Raw genomic sequence first — 14,293 nt, 5'->3', positions numbered from 1 at the left:
GTCCCGGGAGTGACACTAGATTCCGGTTCCGTTGGCGCTGATCACGCCGGCGTACCAGTCGAAGGACTTCTTCTTCGAGCGCTCCATGGTGCCGTTGCCGGCGTTGTCACGGTCGACGTAGATCATGCCGTATCGCTTCTTCATCTCGCCTGTCGTGAACGAGACGACGTCGATGATGCCCCACGGCGTGTAGCCCATGAGGTCGACCCCGTCTTCGGAGACGGCGAGCTCGACCTGTTCGATATGCGCCTTCAGGTAGTCGATGCGCGCGTCGTCGTCGATCGACCCGTCTTCGTTCACGACGTCGATCGCGCCGAAGCCGTTCTCGACGATGAAGAGGGGCAGCTCGTAGCGCTCGGTGAGCACATTGAGGGCGTAGCGCAGGCCGACGGGGTCGATCTGCCAGCCCCAGTCGCTCGCCTTCACGTGCGGGTTGGGTACGGAGTTGGCGAGGCCGCCGTTGACGTTGGTCTCCTCAGTGAACGCGTCCGCCTTCACGACGGTCGACATGTAGTAGCTGAAGCCGAGGTAGTCGACGGTGCCGGCGGCCAGGATCTCGGCGTCGCCGTCCTGCCATCCGATGTCGAAGCCCTCGCGCTCGCGTTCCCGCACCGCGTAGGCCGGGTAGTGGCCGCGCACGTGCACGTCGGGGAAGAGGAAGCGGTCGCGGCTTGCGACCTGCGCCGCGAACACGTCCTCCGGGTTGCACGAGTAGGGGTAGATCGGCACGTGCGAGATCATGCCGCCGATCTGCAGGCTCGGGTCGACGTCGTGGCCGGCCTTCACGGCGAGGGCGGATGCGAGGAGCTCGTTGTGTGCGACCTGCAGCACGACCTCGCGCGGGTTGTCCTCAGGGGTGAGGAGCACGCCGGAGTTGGTCCAGAGGAACAGCTCGTTGCGGGTGTCGAGCTGGTTGTTGATCTCGTTGAAGGTCATCCAGTACTTGACCTTCGTCGCGTACCGCTCGAAGCAGACTTTCGCGAAGCGCTCGAAGAAACCGACGAGGGCGCGGTTGCGGAAGCCGCCGTACTCGCGGGCGAGGTGCAACGGCACCTCGAAGTGCGAGAGGGTGACGACGGGCTCGATGCCGTGCTTGAGCAGCTCGTCAAAGAGGTTGTCGTAGAAGGCGAGGCCGGCCTCGTTGGGTTCGAGCTCGTCGCCCTTGGGGAAGATGCGGGTCCACTGGATGGAGGTGCGGAAGCACTTGAGGCCCATTTCGGCCAGCAGCGCAATGTCCTCGCGGTAGCGGTGGTAGTGGTCGATGGCTTCGTGGTTCGGGTAGAACTCGTCGGCCTCGACGGTGTCGGTGATGCGGCGGGGCACGCCGTGCTCGCCGGCGGTGAGGACGTCGACGACGCTCGGGCCCTTGCCGTCCGCATCCCACCCGCCCTCGAGCTGGTGTGCCGCGACGGCGCCGCCCCAGAGGAAGTCGTTCGGGAGTCTGCTCATGGTGTGCGTGTCCTTTCGAGAACGTTGCTGGTGGTGTGGGTCGGCCGGGCGCATCCGGTCGACCCACACGTTCGGGGGAGGGGGTGACGGCTACTTGGTTGCAGCCGCGTCGGCAGCGGTGGTGGTGGTGGATGCGGTGGCGGATGCGACGGCGACGGCGAGCTGGTCGCCTGCTGCGACTGCCCCCGCGCCGGTCGCGACGACCTCGCTGTAGCTGCCGGAGTTGGTGACGATAACGGGGGTGATGAGTGAGTAGCCTTCCGCCTTGATGGCGACGGCGTCGAACTCGAGGAGCAGCGCGCCCTGCGTGACCTCAGCGCCCTCGGCGACGTGCGCCGTGAAGTGCTCGCCGTTCAGCTGCACGGTGTCGATGCCGACGTGGATGAGCACCTCGACGCCGTCGTTGGAGATGAGGCCGATCGCGTGCTTCGAGGGGAAGACCGACACGACCTTGCCGTCGAACGGGGCGACGACCTGGTGGCCTGCGGGGTCGATCGCGGCGCCGGCTCCCATGACACCCGCGGAGAAGACCTCGTCTGGCACCTCGGCGAGGGTCAGGACCTGGCCCTCGAGGGGGCTTGCGACGATGCCGGTGCTGCCGGCTGCCGCGACGGCTGTCTCGAAGCGCTTGTTCTGTGCAGGGTCGGCGGGGCGAGCCTGGTCGAGGTCGCTGGTGGGGAGGTTCTCGGCGACGACGTCCTTGAAGCCGATGAAGTACACGAGGGCTGCGGCGCCGAAGAAGGCGACCGCGCATCCGACGACCATGCCGATGATGGAGTTGGGGTTGTCGGGGCTGACCGAGTTGACGATGGTCAGCATGCCGGGGAGGCCCGCGTAGGCGTAGTAGCGCGAGCCGAAGAACGAGATCGTGATCGCGCCGACGGCGCCGGCGACGCAGGCGAGCAGGAACGGGCGCTTGAGGCGGAGCGTCACACCGTAGATGGCTGGCTCGGTGATGCCGAAGATGCCGGTGACTGCTGCGGAGCCGGAGACGCCGCGCATTTCCTTGTTGCGGGTCTTGAGGAACACGCCGAAGGCGGCGCCGACCTGGGCGATGACGGCCGCGGTCTGGAACGCCTGGAACGAGTCCTGTCCGAAACGGTCGAAGTTGTCGAGCACGAACGGCGTGACGCCCCAGTGCACGCCGAAGATGACGGCGACCTGCCAGAAGGCGCCGATGAGGCCTGCGGCCACGGCTGGGGCGATCTCGACGAGCCAGTTGTAGCCGTTGGCGACGCCGGATGCGCCTGCCGCGGAGAGCGGGCCGATGACGAGGAGGACGAGCGGCACCATGACGACGGCGGAGATGAGCGGCACGAGGAGGGCCTGTGCGACGCCGCGGAGGTACTTGTTGAGGAAGCGCTCGAGGTAGGAGAGCACCCAGACGAGGATCAGCGGCGGCAGCACCGACGACGAGTAGGTCGTCGAGTTGAGGGCGATGCCCAGGAAGTCGATGGTCTCGCCACCCTCGATGCGGCCTGCGAGCGCCGCCCAGTCGGGGTTCATGATGGCGGCGGCGCAGAGCACCGCGATGTACGTGTTGACCTTGAAGTGCTTCGACGCGGTGATGGCGATGAAGATCGGCAGGAACGCGAACGGCGTCCACGAGATGAACGTGAGCACGAGGTCGGTGCCGGTGCCCTCGAAGGCGGGCCAGATCATGCGCGTGATGATGAGCGAGCCCTGAAGGAGGCCGGCGGCGGCGAGGATGTACACAAACGGGGCGAACACGGCCGACATGGTGGCGATGACGCGGTTCAGGATGGACGGCTTGTGCGCCGTCGACTCCGGCACGTTGTTCGAGATGTTGGCGTTCGACATGAGCGCCTCGTGCACCTCGCCGACGTGGGAGCCGATGACGACCTGGAACTGGCCGCCAGCCTCGACGACCGTGATGACGCCGGGGAGCGCGGCCACCTTGTCCTTCGCACCCGCGGGGGTGTCGTTGAGGACGAGTCGGAGCCGGGTCGCGCAGTGCGAGGCCGACTGGATGTTCTGCTCGCCGCCGACAAGATCGACGATCTCGCCTGCGAGCCTGGGATAGTTGCGGACTGCTTCGGCCATGGCATTCTCCATTGATGCTTGGGATGGGGACGTTCCCGAGCGGAGAGCCTGACGACATGACGGTGCAAGACAAGATAGCGAGGTCGACGCCCTGCGGAGCAGCCGTGCTCGCAGTGCGTTGCGTCAGCTCCACTCGGGAGCTGTGACGTGGGTTCTTGCCTCGCTGAGTAACAGGCCCGCAGTCGCCTCGAACTCTAACCGCAACATCGCCGATTCGGCAAGCGCGGCCTGTGGGGCCGAGCTAGGCGGGCGTGGGGCCGCCGAGTTCCGGCGTGCCCTCGCGGCTGCCGACGCCGGTGAGCCCGCGTTCGTCGAGGAGGCGCCTCGCGAGCACGGTCGACCCGGCGACCGCCGCTGGCATCGTGAAGACTGCGCCGCCCGGGACCATGAAACAGAGCTGGGTCGCCACACCGAAGCCGAGGAGCTGCGCGCGGTTGCCGCGGATGACCGACGCGCGCTGCTCGCCGAGCAGGCGGCGTGCATCCAGTGCCCTGCCGGTCAGCTCCCTCGACAGCACCGTGCCATTCAGGGCGACGCCGACGATCGCCGCCGCAACGGTGCCCACGAGGGGGATGACGCCGACGATCGCGACCACGATGGCGGCGAGGATGCCCATGCCGACCAGCCCGAGGCTGCCCCTCGCGGCCGCCCAGAAGCCGAGCCCCTCGCCGGGGTTCTCATCGCCGAGGTCACGCTCGACGCTCAGCCAGATGCGCTCGTAGAACGGGTCGCCGACGGTCAGCGTGATGGCGGTGAAGGTCGTGACGGCAAGGAAGACGCCACCGGCCACGATGAGGGTCATGAACGCGATGCGCAGGATGTTGCGCCAGATCTCGTCCCACGCGGCCGCCCAGGGCGTCGCCCAAGCGACGATGTCGTCGACGAAGAAGAGCAGGAACACCAGCGCGGTGAAGACGAGCGCGAACACGATCAGCGCGGGGATGAGCCCGAGCAGCATCAGGTGCGGCTTCCTCTTCCAGTACCCGAACCCCTGGAGGAGCGCGCCGACGCCTGCGAAGAACTGCCCGATCATGCCACCGAGACTACTGAGGCGCGGCAGGGAAGTGGATGCGTGCATCCACCACCCCGCCGCGCCTCGGCGTGCGAGCAGGTCGCTCGAGTATCAGTTACAGCGTGATGAGGCCGTTCGTCTTCGTGGTCGCGGCGTCGTAGCGCTGCTGCACGTTCTCCCAGTTGGCGATGTTCCAGAACGCCTTGATGTAGTCGGCGCGCACGTTGCGGTAGTCGAGGTAGTAGGCGTGCTCCCACACGTCGAGCATGAGGAGCGGCACGAGGCCGAACGGCACGTTGCCCTGCTGGTCGAAGAGCTGGAACACGGCGAGCTGCTCGCCGAGCACGTCGTAGGCGAGCACGGCCCAGCCGGAGCCCTGGACGCCGAGCGCGACGGCCGTGAAGTGTGCGACGAACTTGTCGAAGGAGCCGAACTGCTCGTCGATCGCCGTGGCGAGCGAGCCCGTCGCCTGGCCTCCACCGTTCGGGGAGAGGTTGGTCCAGAAGATCGAGTGATTGACGTGGCCGCCGAGATTGAAAGCCAGGTCCTTCTCGAGCTTGTTGACGTTCGCCAGGTTGCCGCTCTCGCGGGCTTCGGCGAGCTGCTCGAGCGCGGTGTTCGCGCCCTTGACGTAGGTCGCGTGGTGCTTCGAGTGGTGGAGCTCCATGATCTCGCCGCTGATGCTCGGCGCGAGCGCGGAGTAGTCGTAGGGGAGGTCGGGAAGGGTGTATTCGGTCATGGTTTGACCCTCTTTCTTTCGGATTTCGTGGAACGGTTCTTGGGGCGAGGCGCGAAAAGCGCTCGCGGGGGTGTGTTCGGCGTTGCGTTATGCCTCGAAGGAATGCGCGTCGAGTCGACCGAATCGGCGGTTCTGGTACATGAGCGGCGGAATGCTGCTGCCGTGCAGCACCTCGAGCACCTCCGCGAGCACGATGGTCGAGCCGCCCACCTTGACGGTACTGGCGATGCGGCACCGCAGCGTCTCGCGCGCCTGGGGGAGGTAGGGCTCGCCGGTGGGGAAGTGCTCCCAACCCTGTTCCGGGGTGAAGCGGGGGGCGCCGCTGCGGGCGAAGTCGAGGGCGAGTTGCTCCTGCTCGACGTTGAGGAGGTTCACGGTCACGTCGCCGGCTTCGAGCAGGCCTCCGGCGCTGCCGGTCGCCCTGGTGACCGAGAACGAGAGGGTGGCGGGGGCGACGGCCACGGAGCTGACGCTCGACGCGGTGAGGCCGACGGGGCCGGTCGAGGTGCGGGCGGCGATGATCGCGACGGCGGCGGGATGCTCCCTGAAGGCGGTCTTGAAGTCCTCGGCCAGCGCCGCTTCTGGCGACACGGCTTCGGGTGCGGCTTCGGACACTGCCTTTGAGGCTGGTTCTGTCATCGAGTGGACTCTCTGCCTGTCGGGATGATCGGGGTGCTGAGGTGTTCTGTCTTCGAGGCTAGAACCTCAAGTAAGGTTGAAGTCAATTCGAGCGGTGGGATTTCACTGTGAGCGAGACACGCAAGGACACACAGGGCGTCGAACGAGCCTCTGACGAACTGCTGACCGTGAGCGAGATGGTGCGCAGGACGGGGGTTGCCGCATCCGCGCTCCGCTTCTACGAGGAACTGGAGCTCATCGCCGCGGTGCGCACCACGGGCAATCAGCGTCGCTATGCGCGCCACATGATTCGGCGGGTCTCGCTCATCTCGGTCGCGAAGCGCCTCGGCATTCCGCTGGCGGATGTGCAGGACGCGTTCGCCGCCCTGCCGAGCGACGCGACGCCGAGCCAGGAGGACTGGCAGCGGGCGTCTCGCCGGTGGAAGCGCACCCTCGAGGAGCGCCGGCGAGGTATCGAGCGTCTCGAGCGGGAGCTCATGGGGTGTATCGGATGCGGCTGCCTGTCGATGAAAGCGTGCGGGTTGCTGAACCCTGATGACACCCTGGCGAGCGACGGGGCAGGTCCCCGCCGCCTCGACTGAGGCACGCGGTGCGCATGGGTGTCGAGGCCGTGACAAATGTCACCCCACGACGTGACCTGCGGCACTGGGCGGTGTTGGTGGTCGCTCCTATCGTTGAAGCAACGACAGAGAGTCGTCTTGGAAGACAGAAGACAGAAGACAGAAGTCAGAAGTCAGAAGACAGAAGACAGGGGAGAGCACATGGCTGAGTTCAAGATCGGCGACACGGTGCAGGTCACGGGAAGCACGATGACCGGCAACGTCGGCACCGTCACGTCCTACGACGAGAAGCGCGAGAAGTACCTGGTGCTCATCAGCGCCGTCACGCAGAACTACTTCACCGCTGACGAGCTGAAGCTCTTCACGGCGTAGCTGCCGGGGCTCCTTACGCGCCGGTCGCGTCGATGCCGTCGAGGTAGGCCTCTGTGGTGCGCTGCTGCGCGGCACGGGCGTCTGCCTCGTCGGAGCCGGCCGCGATGGAGGCATCCGCCCACGCCTCAGCACTCAACACGAGGAAGCTGGTCGCGTCTTCGCTCTGCACCCACGAGGTCGTCTCGAGGGGCACCGTGGCGCCGGTCGCAAGGTGGTGGGCAAGGCTCGCGAAGCTGAGATCCCAGCCAACGCCGCTGGCGCCGACGCCGAACTTCGGCCACGTCTCCTCGTCGGTGGGCGAGTGATGTTCGAGGGTCAGGGTGGCGTGCGTCTCGTCCACCTTCGCGAAGTGCGCTTCGAGGTGCGAGTGCTCGCCGTCGTACTCCCAGGTTGCGGTGAAGGAGTCTGGCGCGTGGCAGCCGGTGATGTGGCCGTGCGCGTTGTCCTGGATTTGGTACGTGCCGCCTTGGCGGAGGCTGCCGTCGACCGGGGCGAACCACTGCGCGAGGCGGGAGATCTCGGTCGCTGCAGACCAGAGTGAGCTGCGCTTGGCAGCGAACGTCTGGGTGAGGGTGATGACGACGCCGTCATGGCCGTCGAGCTCCTGCATCCGCACGGACCGGCTGACGGCGGCGAGCTGCGCGGCGCCGTCGAAGGTCGGTGTGCTGGTGGAGGCGGGCGTCGTGGACATGGGCCCTCCTTCTGTCTCGATGCGGGATGAGCTGCAGCGTGCGCTGCGGGCCTCGGGTGGGGTCACGGTGCTGGGGTGGGCGGACGTGCGATCTACCGCCCCTCAAGCGTCGCATCCCGGCGCATACCTTTGCAGGATCGTCGCGTCGTTGCCTGTGACGATTACGTGAAGTTGCGGTTGCGGACGTGCGACGACGCGGCCCGCACGCGAGATCGGGGTGCGGTGGTTACTGCACCTGGACGGCTTCGGTGGCTGCTGTTTCGCCCTTCCAGGGCAGCAGGAACAGGGCGAGGAGGCCGGCGACGATCGTGAGTCCGCCGACCATCCAGATCACGCCTGGCCAGTCGAAGTGCTGGAAGAACACGCCGCCCAGGAAGCCGAAGATGCTCGACCCGCCGTAGTAGCCGAGGTTGTAGAGGGCTGTCGCCTGGGCGCGCCCGCGGGTCGGGTAGGCCCCCGCCCAGCCGACAGCGACGGAGTGTGCCCCGAAGAAGGCGGCGGTGAAGACGGCGAGACCCGTGATGACGAGCCAAAGCTGCGGTGCGAGGGTGAGCGCGAGCCCTCCGAGCGAGATGGCGGTGGATGCGAGGAGCACGATCTTGCGGCCGTGGCGCCCTGCGAGGCGCGCGATGAAGGGCGACGAGAAGGAGCCGGCGAGGTAGGTGACAAAAACGAGCGACACGAGCCAGACGGGCAGGAAGTAGGGCGCCTGGGTGAGGTGGAAGCCGAGGAAGTTGTAGACGGCGACGAACCCGCCCATGAGGAAGAAGCCCTGCGCGAAGAGGCCGAGCATCCTGGTGCTCGAGAGGTGCGCGGTGATGGCTTTCCAGGCGCGGCCGATGCTGGCCCCGAGGGTGCCGCCCGCGTGCTTGGCGAGGGGTGCGAAGCCACGGGGTTTCGGGATGAGCCAGATGAAGAGCACGGCCATGGCAACGGAGATGAGTGAGACCGTCAGGAGTCCGAGGCGCCAGTCGAGGAGCTCGGCGACGGGGGTGGGCACGATGCGCCCGCCGAGTCCGCCGAGGGTGTTGCCGGCGACGAAGGTGCCGGCGGCCCCGGCTGCGGCCGTGGGGTGCAGTTCTTCGTTGAGGTAGGCGATGGCGCAGGCTGGCACGCCGCCGAGTGCAAGCCCTTCGAGGAGTCGCAGGGCGAGCGCGAGCTCGAAGCTCGGCATGAGGATCATGAGCAGCCCAAGCACGGTCGCGCTCGAGATGGAGATCGTGATCGCGCGGACGCGCCCCACTCTGTCGGCCGCGATCGACCAGGGCAGCACCGAGACGGCGACGCCGAGGGTGCCCATTGACACCATGAGGGCGGCGGTTGCCGGGTCGATCGCGAAGGTGTTCGAGATCTCCGGCAGCAGCGCCTGCGGGGCGTAGAGCTGCGCGAAGGTCGCGAATCCTGCGCAGAGCATGGCGAGCTGGATGCGTCGATAGTCGCGGGACCCGCCGAGGTGACCGAGCCACGGGTTGCCGGTGGATGGGGGCTTCGGGGTGCTGGTGCGGTCGGGGGTCACTCGTTTGAGGGTACTCCGGGGGTCTTGGCCCGGCATTGTGCGCCTGCATGAGACCAGGCGAGAGCTTCGTCGCCTTGAACGAAATGCCGTGGCGGCGCGCTCGGTTTGCGGACCCTCGTGGTCGTGTGTAAGCTAACCCCTGGTCAATCGCGCAAGTGAGAGACTGGGCGCCCGTAGCTCAACGGATAGAGCATCTGACTACGGATCAGAAGGTTAGGGGTTCGAATCCCTTCGGGCGCACGGTACTTCGGTACAAGGCTCTGTGTTGAGACAGATGCAGGAAAGGCTCGCGAAAGCGGGCCTTTTTTGTTGCCCTCGCTGGACCCGCGGAGTCCACGCTGGACTCGCGCTGGACTCGTGGCCTCGCGCGCCTGCCAGCGTCTCAGGCGCCGGACGCATCCGCCCCCAGCGTCTTCTGCTGTCTGAGCTCGGCCGGCGTGGATTGGTAGTAGCGCTCGAGCGCCCGCCGCATGACCTGCTGTGAGGCGAAGCCGCTCTCCTGCGCGACGGTATCGAGGTGCAAGTCGGGGTGGCGGGTGAGCAGCTGGCGCGCGAAGCGTGCGCGTTGCGCGCGGAGTTCGTCGGACACGGAGAGCCCCTCGCGCGCGTAGGCGCGGTCTAGGGTGCGGCGGGCGACGCCGAGTTCGCGCGCGACGTCGTCGGCCGAGAAGGTCAGCGAGGCGGCGTTCGCCTCGAGGATGGCCGACGCCCGTTCCAGGATGCCGTCTTGCTTCGCGCTGGGTGCGGCGGCGCGCATGAGGCCCACGGCGATGTTGCGGGTCATGCTGCGCAGTGTTTCGGCGTCGCGGGCGTCTGTTGCGGGTGGGGACTTCGCGGCTTCCGCGAGGTAGTCGTGCATGACGCGGAAGACGGGCCGGGCGAGTTCCACGGTGGTGCTTCCTGAGTCGGGGATCGCGAGCGGGCGAACTTCGTTCGCGTCGACGGTGAAGACGACGAAGGTCGATTCCGTGTGTGCTTCGAAGCGGAGCTCACCGGTCGAGGGCGGGGCGGCGAGTGTTCCGCCTTGGACTGCGGCGCTGGTGACCCCGTTGGTGGTCATCGACACGCTTCCCTGGGTGATCAGCAGGAAGATGTAGCGTCGGCGAGCTTCCGGCCGGTCTCGCGTCCAGGCGTATACGGCGGGTCGTGTCGTCATCTGCGCGGCGAGGAACGCGTCGAAGCGGATGACGGCGAAGTGTGCGTAGACGGGTCTCGGGTGCCTGACGGGCCGGAAGCCGAACGTGTGGGCGGCGGCGCGGAAGGGAGGCGTGCGCTCGCCCCGCCACGTGAACTCGAACGTGCGGTAGCCGGGTAGGTCGTGCGCGCCGACCGAGACGGCGGCTGTCTTCGGTCTACTCGTCAAGAGGCGTCTCGCTGGCCGTGGGCTGCAGGCTGCCGCGCACTCTCGCGGGGTTCTGGTTGAGGTGGCGTTGGAATGCGCGCCGCATCACCTCGGCCGAGCCGAAGCCGCTGGCGGCGGCGATCTCGGCGATCGGGGTCTCGGGCTGGTCGGTGAGGAGGTTCACTGCGTGCCTGGTTCGGAGGAGGTTCAGTTCTTCGGAGAGCGAGAAGCCGCGGTTCGAGGCGGCGCGTTCCAGGGAGCGGCGTGAGGTCTGCCGTTCGCGGGCGACGTCGTCGATGCCGAAGATCGCGGAGTGGAAGCGTGCTTGGAGGACTTCGAGGGCCCGCCCGGCCAGGTCATCGGCGGGGAGCTCGGGGCGGCTCGCGCGGATGAGGGCTTGTGCGGCGTTGAGCGTGAGCTCGTGGAGGAGCGCGATCTCGGTGGCGTCGGCGTCGGCGGGGGCTTGGGCTGCCGATGCGAGGAACGTGTAGGTGGCCTGGAACATCGCCGACCCTGGCGAGAGCTTGCGGATCGGCACCTTGCTCGAGTCCGCCGGGCTGTCCTCTGGTGCGAAGCCGATGCATGCCACTTCCGCTGAGCGTTCGACGTCCCACTTGACGCTGCCGGTGTTGGGGCTGACGAGCGCGATGTCGCCCTCGGTCATGGACAGCGTGCCGGTTTCGTCGAAGAGCTCGATGCTGCCGCGGCGCACGAGAACGTAGACGGCCATGAGTCGAGCCGTCGGGCTGCTGCGGTGCCATGTGGCGCGGATGCCGCGCGCTTGGCTGAGGCCGATGGCGTGCCGTTCGAAGTGGACGGCGCGAACTCGGGAGGCGGAGTTGGGTGCGAGCGAGTCGATCTCGATTCCGGTGATCTCCGCGAGGCCGGAGTCGCCGATCTTCTCGTCTCCGCGCGTCATGAAGCCGACGGCGAAGTACGTGGGCTCTTGCCCCGTCGGTGGGTGTACTGCCATAGGTGTGAGCCCTTCCTCGCTTTCGGTGACCGCGCAGTCACCCAAGCAGCCGCTCATGGGGATGAGGTTCGGACAGATCGCGGGAAGCGACCAGGGATCATCGTTGACCCACCCGCATTTCATCTTCACCCGAAGCCGTTGGGTGGCGCAATAAGTGGTTTGCCTTGTCGCGTAATCGAGCGAAGTTGGGTTCGTGTGACGGTGCTGTGCGGCCGAGTGGCGAGGTTGTGCTCGGGTGCGGGGGATGCGCGCAGGTGCGACTCGTAGGCTGGTCTGGTTGTCGATGCCTACGAGGGGAAGACGTTGCGTCAGAGAGTTCTTGTCGTGAGCGCTGCCGGGTTGCTGGTCGCCGGGGTGCTGAGCGGGTGCACGTTGGCGAACCGCATCGCGTCCGGTGGATCCTCCCCGTCTGGGTCGCCGGTGGCTTCGCAGGGGAGCGAGACGACGGTCACGCCCGCGACGCCGGCGCCGACGGTCTTCCCGTTCGCCGAGGGCCTCGAGGGGGATGCGCGCGCCTGCCAGGACGCGAATGCCGCGACGGACGCCATGTTCTCGCTGGCGGCCGGCGGCGCCCGCTTCGATTCGGACGAGGCCTCCAAGGCCCAGTTCACCTCGGCCGTCGACCAGCTCTATGCGGCGCGTGACGCCGCGATCGACGAACCGCCCGTTGCGGAGGCGATCCGCGGCCTGGTCTTCACGTTCACGGGCCGAGCTTCTGATCGTGACGACTGGCTCATCTGGGATGCGGCGAAGGCGCACGCGGCTTCGCCGGATTCGGGGACGACCGAGGACGCGCTCGACAAGGTCGACGACGCCTGCGATGACATCGGTTACGACTGGGTCGACTGGGAGCCGAGCGCGTAGACGTTCGGCGTGCGAGCGGCGACCGGATTCGTTCGCGCGTAGCGCTGTGCCGGGTCGTGTCTGGCATCGTTTCTCGTCATGAGCCCGGTGGGTTCTCGCCAACCGCTGGGGGTCAGGCGAGCTGAGGCGGTAGCCTCGCTGCATGCTCATCGTGACGACCAATGACGTTCCCGGCTCCTCCATCACGAGTGTGATCGGCGAGGTCTCAGACCTCACCGTTCGCTCGCGCAACATCGGCGCGCAGTTCGCGGCCGGCCTCAAGTCGCTCGGCGGCGGCGAGCTGAAGGGGTTGACCACGCAGCTCGAGCAGGCACGCGCGGAGGCCGTCGAGCGCCTGAAGGCGACCGCTGAGGCAGCGGGCGCGAACGCCGTCGTCGCGATGCGGTACGACTCGAACGAGATCGACCAGAATTTCCAGGAGATCGTGGCCTACGGCACGGCGGTCGTGATCAGCTGAGCCCCGACGGCGCAGCCCTCTCCGCTGCTCAGGCCTGCCACTCCCTGGAGGGGTGGAGGGAGCGCTAGGCGCGTCCTTTCAGGATGAGGTTCCAGTAGACCCAGGGGAGGATGCGTCGGTCGAAAACCCACGTGAGTCTGCGCTCGCGGGCGAGGCCCTTCCAGAGGGGAATGCTCGGCTGCTGGCGGCCGTGCTCGTCGAACTCGGCGAAGACGACGGATGACCGCGAAACCGTGAACGGGGCGACCGTGTACCCGTCGTATTCGCTGCGCGGCGGCTTGTGCGCGAGCGCGCTCACGAGGTTCTCGGCGAGCGCCTTCGTCTGCTTCCGCAGGGCACCGCCCGAGCGCTGGCTGCGCGAGACGGCGGCGTCGCCGAGCGCCCACACGTTCGCGTGTCGGCGGTGTCGGAGCGTGCGGGTGTCCACGTCCGCGAAGCCACGCTCCGTGTGCGCGTCCGAGTTGCCTGCCTGGGGCGCTTCGGCGGTGGGTGCAGGGATGCGCGCGAGGCCTGACTCAGCGATCCAGTGGGGCGCCCGCTGCGGGGGCTCAACGATGAGCGCGTCGTAGGGAATCCGCTCGTCGCTGGAGCTGGAGCTGGGGTTGTCATCGTCGCCAGTTGCGGTGCCTGTGCCTGTGCCTGGACCTCTGGTTGCAGGTTCGGCCTCAAGCGCCGCCTCCGATGCGGGTCGTCGCGAGATGACCGCGGTCTTCGCGTCGGCCAGCACTGCCGCGAGGTGCGATTCGCGGCGCACTTCGATGCCGTAGTCGGCGATGCGTCGCTCGAGCTCTCGGTCGATCTCGGCAACGCCGAGCGGGGTCTTCTCCGGCAGGACGAGGACGACGCGGATTCGGTCGAGCACCCCCTGCGACCTCCAGTAGTCGCAGGCCAGGTACATGGGCTTCTGGATCGCGCCGGCGAACGACGCGGGCTCGGGGGCCTGCACGAAGATCGCGGTGCCGCCGCGCAGGTCTCGCAGGAGGCGGGAGGTCTTGTCGGCAAGGCCGATCTCGTAGCTGGATGCGGTGGTCTCGGTGGCGAGTGCGGCACGGAGGCCGGGGATCGCGTCCCAGTCCTGCACGATGCCGGGGCAGACGATGAGGTGCTCGTAGCCGACGCGTCGCCCGGAGGTGAGCATGACCGACGAGGCGTCTGGGTCGACGGAGGCGACGACATCTTGGAGAAGGGCCACCCCGTCCGGCATGACCTCGGCCTGCGGGCGCGAGGCCTGGCTGGCGCGTGCGGTGCCGCCCGCGACGTGCGAGAGGAGCGGTTGGTAGACGTGTCGGTCGCGTGGCTCGATGACGGTGACCCCGTCAACCCCGGCGCGCTGGAGGCGACCCGCAACGGAGAGTCCTGCGTTGCCGCCGCCGACGACGAGCACACGGTAGTTCGTAAGGCTCGGCTCCTGCTGCGACAGCCGCCGGGGCTCGGCGGCGTGCGTGCCCTTGCCGTTGCCGTTGCCGGGGCGTTCGGCTGGGCCGGTGCCGGTGCCGGTGCCGGTGCCGGTGCCTGTGCCGTTGGCGGGGCCGCGCCCGTCCGTGGGGCCGTTGCCGTTGCCGGTGTCGTTGCCACTGACGGGGCGCTGCGTGGCGTCGTTCGAGGTGGGGGTCAT

The 14,293-nt window shown here is 67.8% G+C and carries 14 protein-coding genes and 1 tRNA gene; 5 read left to right on the top strand and 10 right to left on the bottom strand.

Translation table 11 applies throughout. The features are described from left to right. Nucleotides 1-15: 15 nt before the first annotated feature. From ACPYN9_RS12545 to ACPYN9_RS12525, 5 genes are all read right to left on the bottom strand, one after another. Nucleotides 16-1,449 (bottom strand): 6-phospho-beta-glucosidase, encoded by a 1,434-nt coding sequence (locus ACPYN9_RS12545; RefSeq protein ID WP_424466866.1) that lies wholly within the window; start codon nucleotides 1,447-1,449, stop codon nucleotides 16-18. A gap of 90 nt (nucleotides 1,450-1,539) precedes the next feature. Beyond that, nucleotides 1,540-3,513 (bottom strand): beta-glucoside-specific PTS transporter subunit IIABC, encoded by a 1,974-nt coding sequence (locus tag ACPYN9_RS12540; protein ID WP_424466865.1) that lies wholly within the window; start codon nucleotides 3,511-3,513, stop codon nucleotides 1,540-1,542. A gap of 241 nt (nucleotides 3,514-3,754) precedes the next feature. Next, the gene (locus ACPYN9_RS12535; protein ID WP_424466864.1) at nucleotides 3,755-4,546 is read right to left on the bottom strand and encodes an EI24 domain-containing protein; all 792 of its coding nucleotides are present in this window, start codon (nucleotides 4,544-4,546) and stop codon (nucleotides 3,755-3,757) included. A gap of 94 nt (nucleotides 4,547-4,640) precedes the next feature. Next, a complete protein-coding gene (locus ACPYN9_RS12530; RefSeq protein WP_424466863.1) occupies nucleotides 4,641-5,264 on the bottom strand; it encodes a superoxide dismutase in 624 nt (207 codons plus the stop codon). A gap of 87 nt (nucleotides 5,265-5,351) precedes the next feature. After that, complete coding sequence (locus ACPYN9_RS12525; protein WP_424466862.1) at nucleotides 5,352-5,903, bottom strand: flavin reductase family protein; 552 nt, start codon at nucleotides 5,901-5,903, stop codon at nucleotides 5,352-5,354. Between the two features lie 107 nt (nucleotides 5,904-6,010). Between ACPYN9_RS12525 and soxR the strand changes: the two genes are divergently transcribed. Together soxR and ACPYN9_RS12515 are read left to right on the top strand one after the other, a co-directional pair. After that, entirely contained in the window at nucleotides 6,011-6,484 is a 474-nt protein-coding gene (soxR, locus tag ACPYN9_RS12520; RefSeq protein ID WP_424466861.1) for a redox-sensitive transcriptional activator SoxR, read from the top strand. 180 nt (nucleotides 6,485-6,664) lie between these two features. After that, nucleotides 6,665-6,835, top strand: a complete 171-nt coding sequence (locus ACPYN9_RS12515; RefSeq protein ID WP_424466860.1) for a hypothetical protein — start codon at nucleotides 6,665-6,667, stop codon at nucleotides 6,833-6,835. 13 nt (nucleotides 6,836-6,848) lie between these two features. On the opposite strand, the gene ACPYN9_RS12510 is transcribed toward ACPYN9_RS12515, so the two are convergent. Together ACPYN9_RS12510 and ACPYN9_RS12505 are read right to left on the bottom strand one after the other, a co-directional pair. Then, nucleotides 6,849-7,526: an SRPBCC domain-containing protein gene (locus tag ACPYN9_RS12510; protein ID WP_424466859.1), complete on the bottom strand. Its 678-nt coding sequence runs from the start codon at nucleotides 7,524-7,526 to the stop codon at nucleotides 6,849-6,851. A 226-nt stretch (nucleotides 7,527-7,752) separates the two neighbouring features. Further along, entirely contained in the window at nucleotides 7,753-9,042 is a 1,290-nt protein-coding gene (locus ACPYN9_RS12505) for an MFS transporter (protein ID WP_424466858.1), read from the bottom strand. 167 nt (nucleotides 9,043-9,209) lie between these two features. On the opposite strand from ACPYN9_RS12505, the gene ACPYN9_RS12500 reads away from it, so the two are divergent. Next, nucleotides 9,210-9,282, top strand: a tRNA-Arg gene (locus ACPYN9_RS12500). A gap of 142 nt (nucleotides 9,283-9,424) precedes the next feature. Here ACPYN9_RS12500 and ACPYN9_RS12495 read toward each other — a convergent pair. Continuing rightward, entirely contained in the window at nucleotides 9,425-10,405 is a 981-nt protein-coding gene (locus ACPYN9_RS12495) for a helix-turn-helix domain-containing protein (RefSeq protein ID WP_424466857.1), read from the bottom strand. Next, entirely contained in the window at nucleotides 10,395-11,357 is a 963-nt protein-coding gene (locus tag ACPYN9_RS12490; protein WP_424466856.1) for a helix-turn-helix domain-containing protein, read from the bottom strand. The genes ACPYN9_RS12495 and ACPYN9_RS12490 overlap by 11 nt, the downstream gene beginning before the upstream one ends. 324 nt (nucleotides 11,358-11,681) lie before the next feature. On the opposite strand from ACPYN9_RS12490, the gene ACPYN9_RS12485 reads away from it, so the two are divergent. Together ACPYN9_RS12485 and ACPYN9_RS12480 are read left to right on the top strand one after the other, a co-directional pair. Further along, a complete protein-coding gene (locus tag ACPYN9_RS12485; RefSeq protein WP_424466855.1) occupies nucleotides 11,682-12,221 on the top strand; it encodes a hypothetical protein in 540 nt (179 codons plus the stop codon). Nucleotides 12,222-12,363: 142 nt separating this feature from the next. After that, nucleotides 12,364-12,678, top strand: a complete 315-nt coding sequence (locus ACPYN9_RS12480; protein ID WP_424466854.1) for a YbjQ family protein — start codon at nucleotides 12,364-12,366, stop codon at nucleotides 12,676-12,678. 64 nt (nucleotides 12,679-12,742) lie between these two features. Here the strand turns inward: ACPYN9_RS12480 and ACPYN9_RS12475 are convergent, their stop codons facing one another. After that, on the bottom strand, nucleotides 12,743-14,293 hold the full coding sequence (locus tag ACPYN9_RS12475) for an NAD(P)/FAD-dependent oxidoreductase (protein WP_424466853.1): 1,551 nt from the start codon (nucleotides 14,291-14,293) through the stop codon (nucleotides 12,743-12,745).

This window comes from Pseudoclavibacter helvolus, assembly GCF_049707175.1.
In the GTDB taxonomy this organism is placed as follows: Bacteria; Actinomycetota; Actinomycetes; order Actinomycetales; family Microbacteriaceae; genus Pseudoclavibacter; species Pseudoclavibacter helvolus_A.
This window is presented reverse-complemented; position numbering and strand designations above follow the sequence as displayed.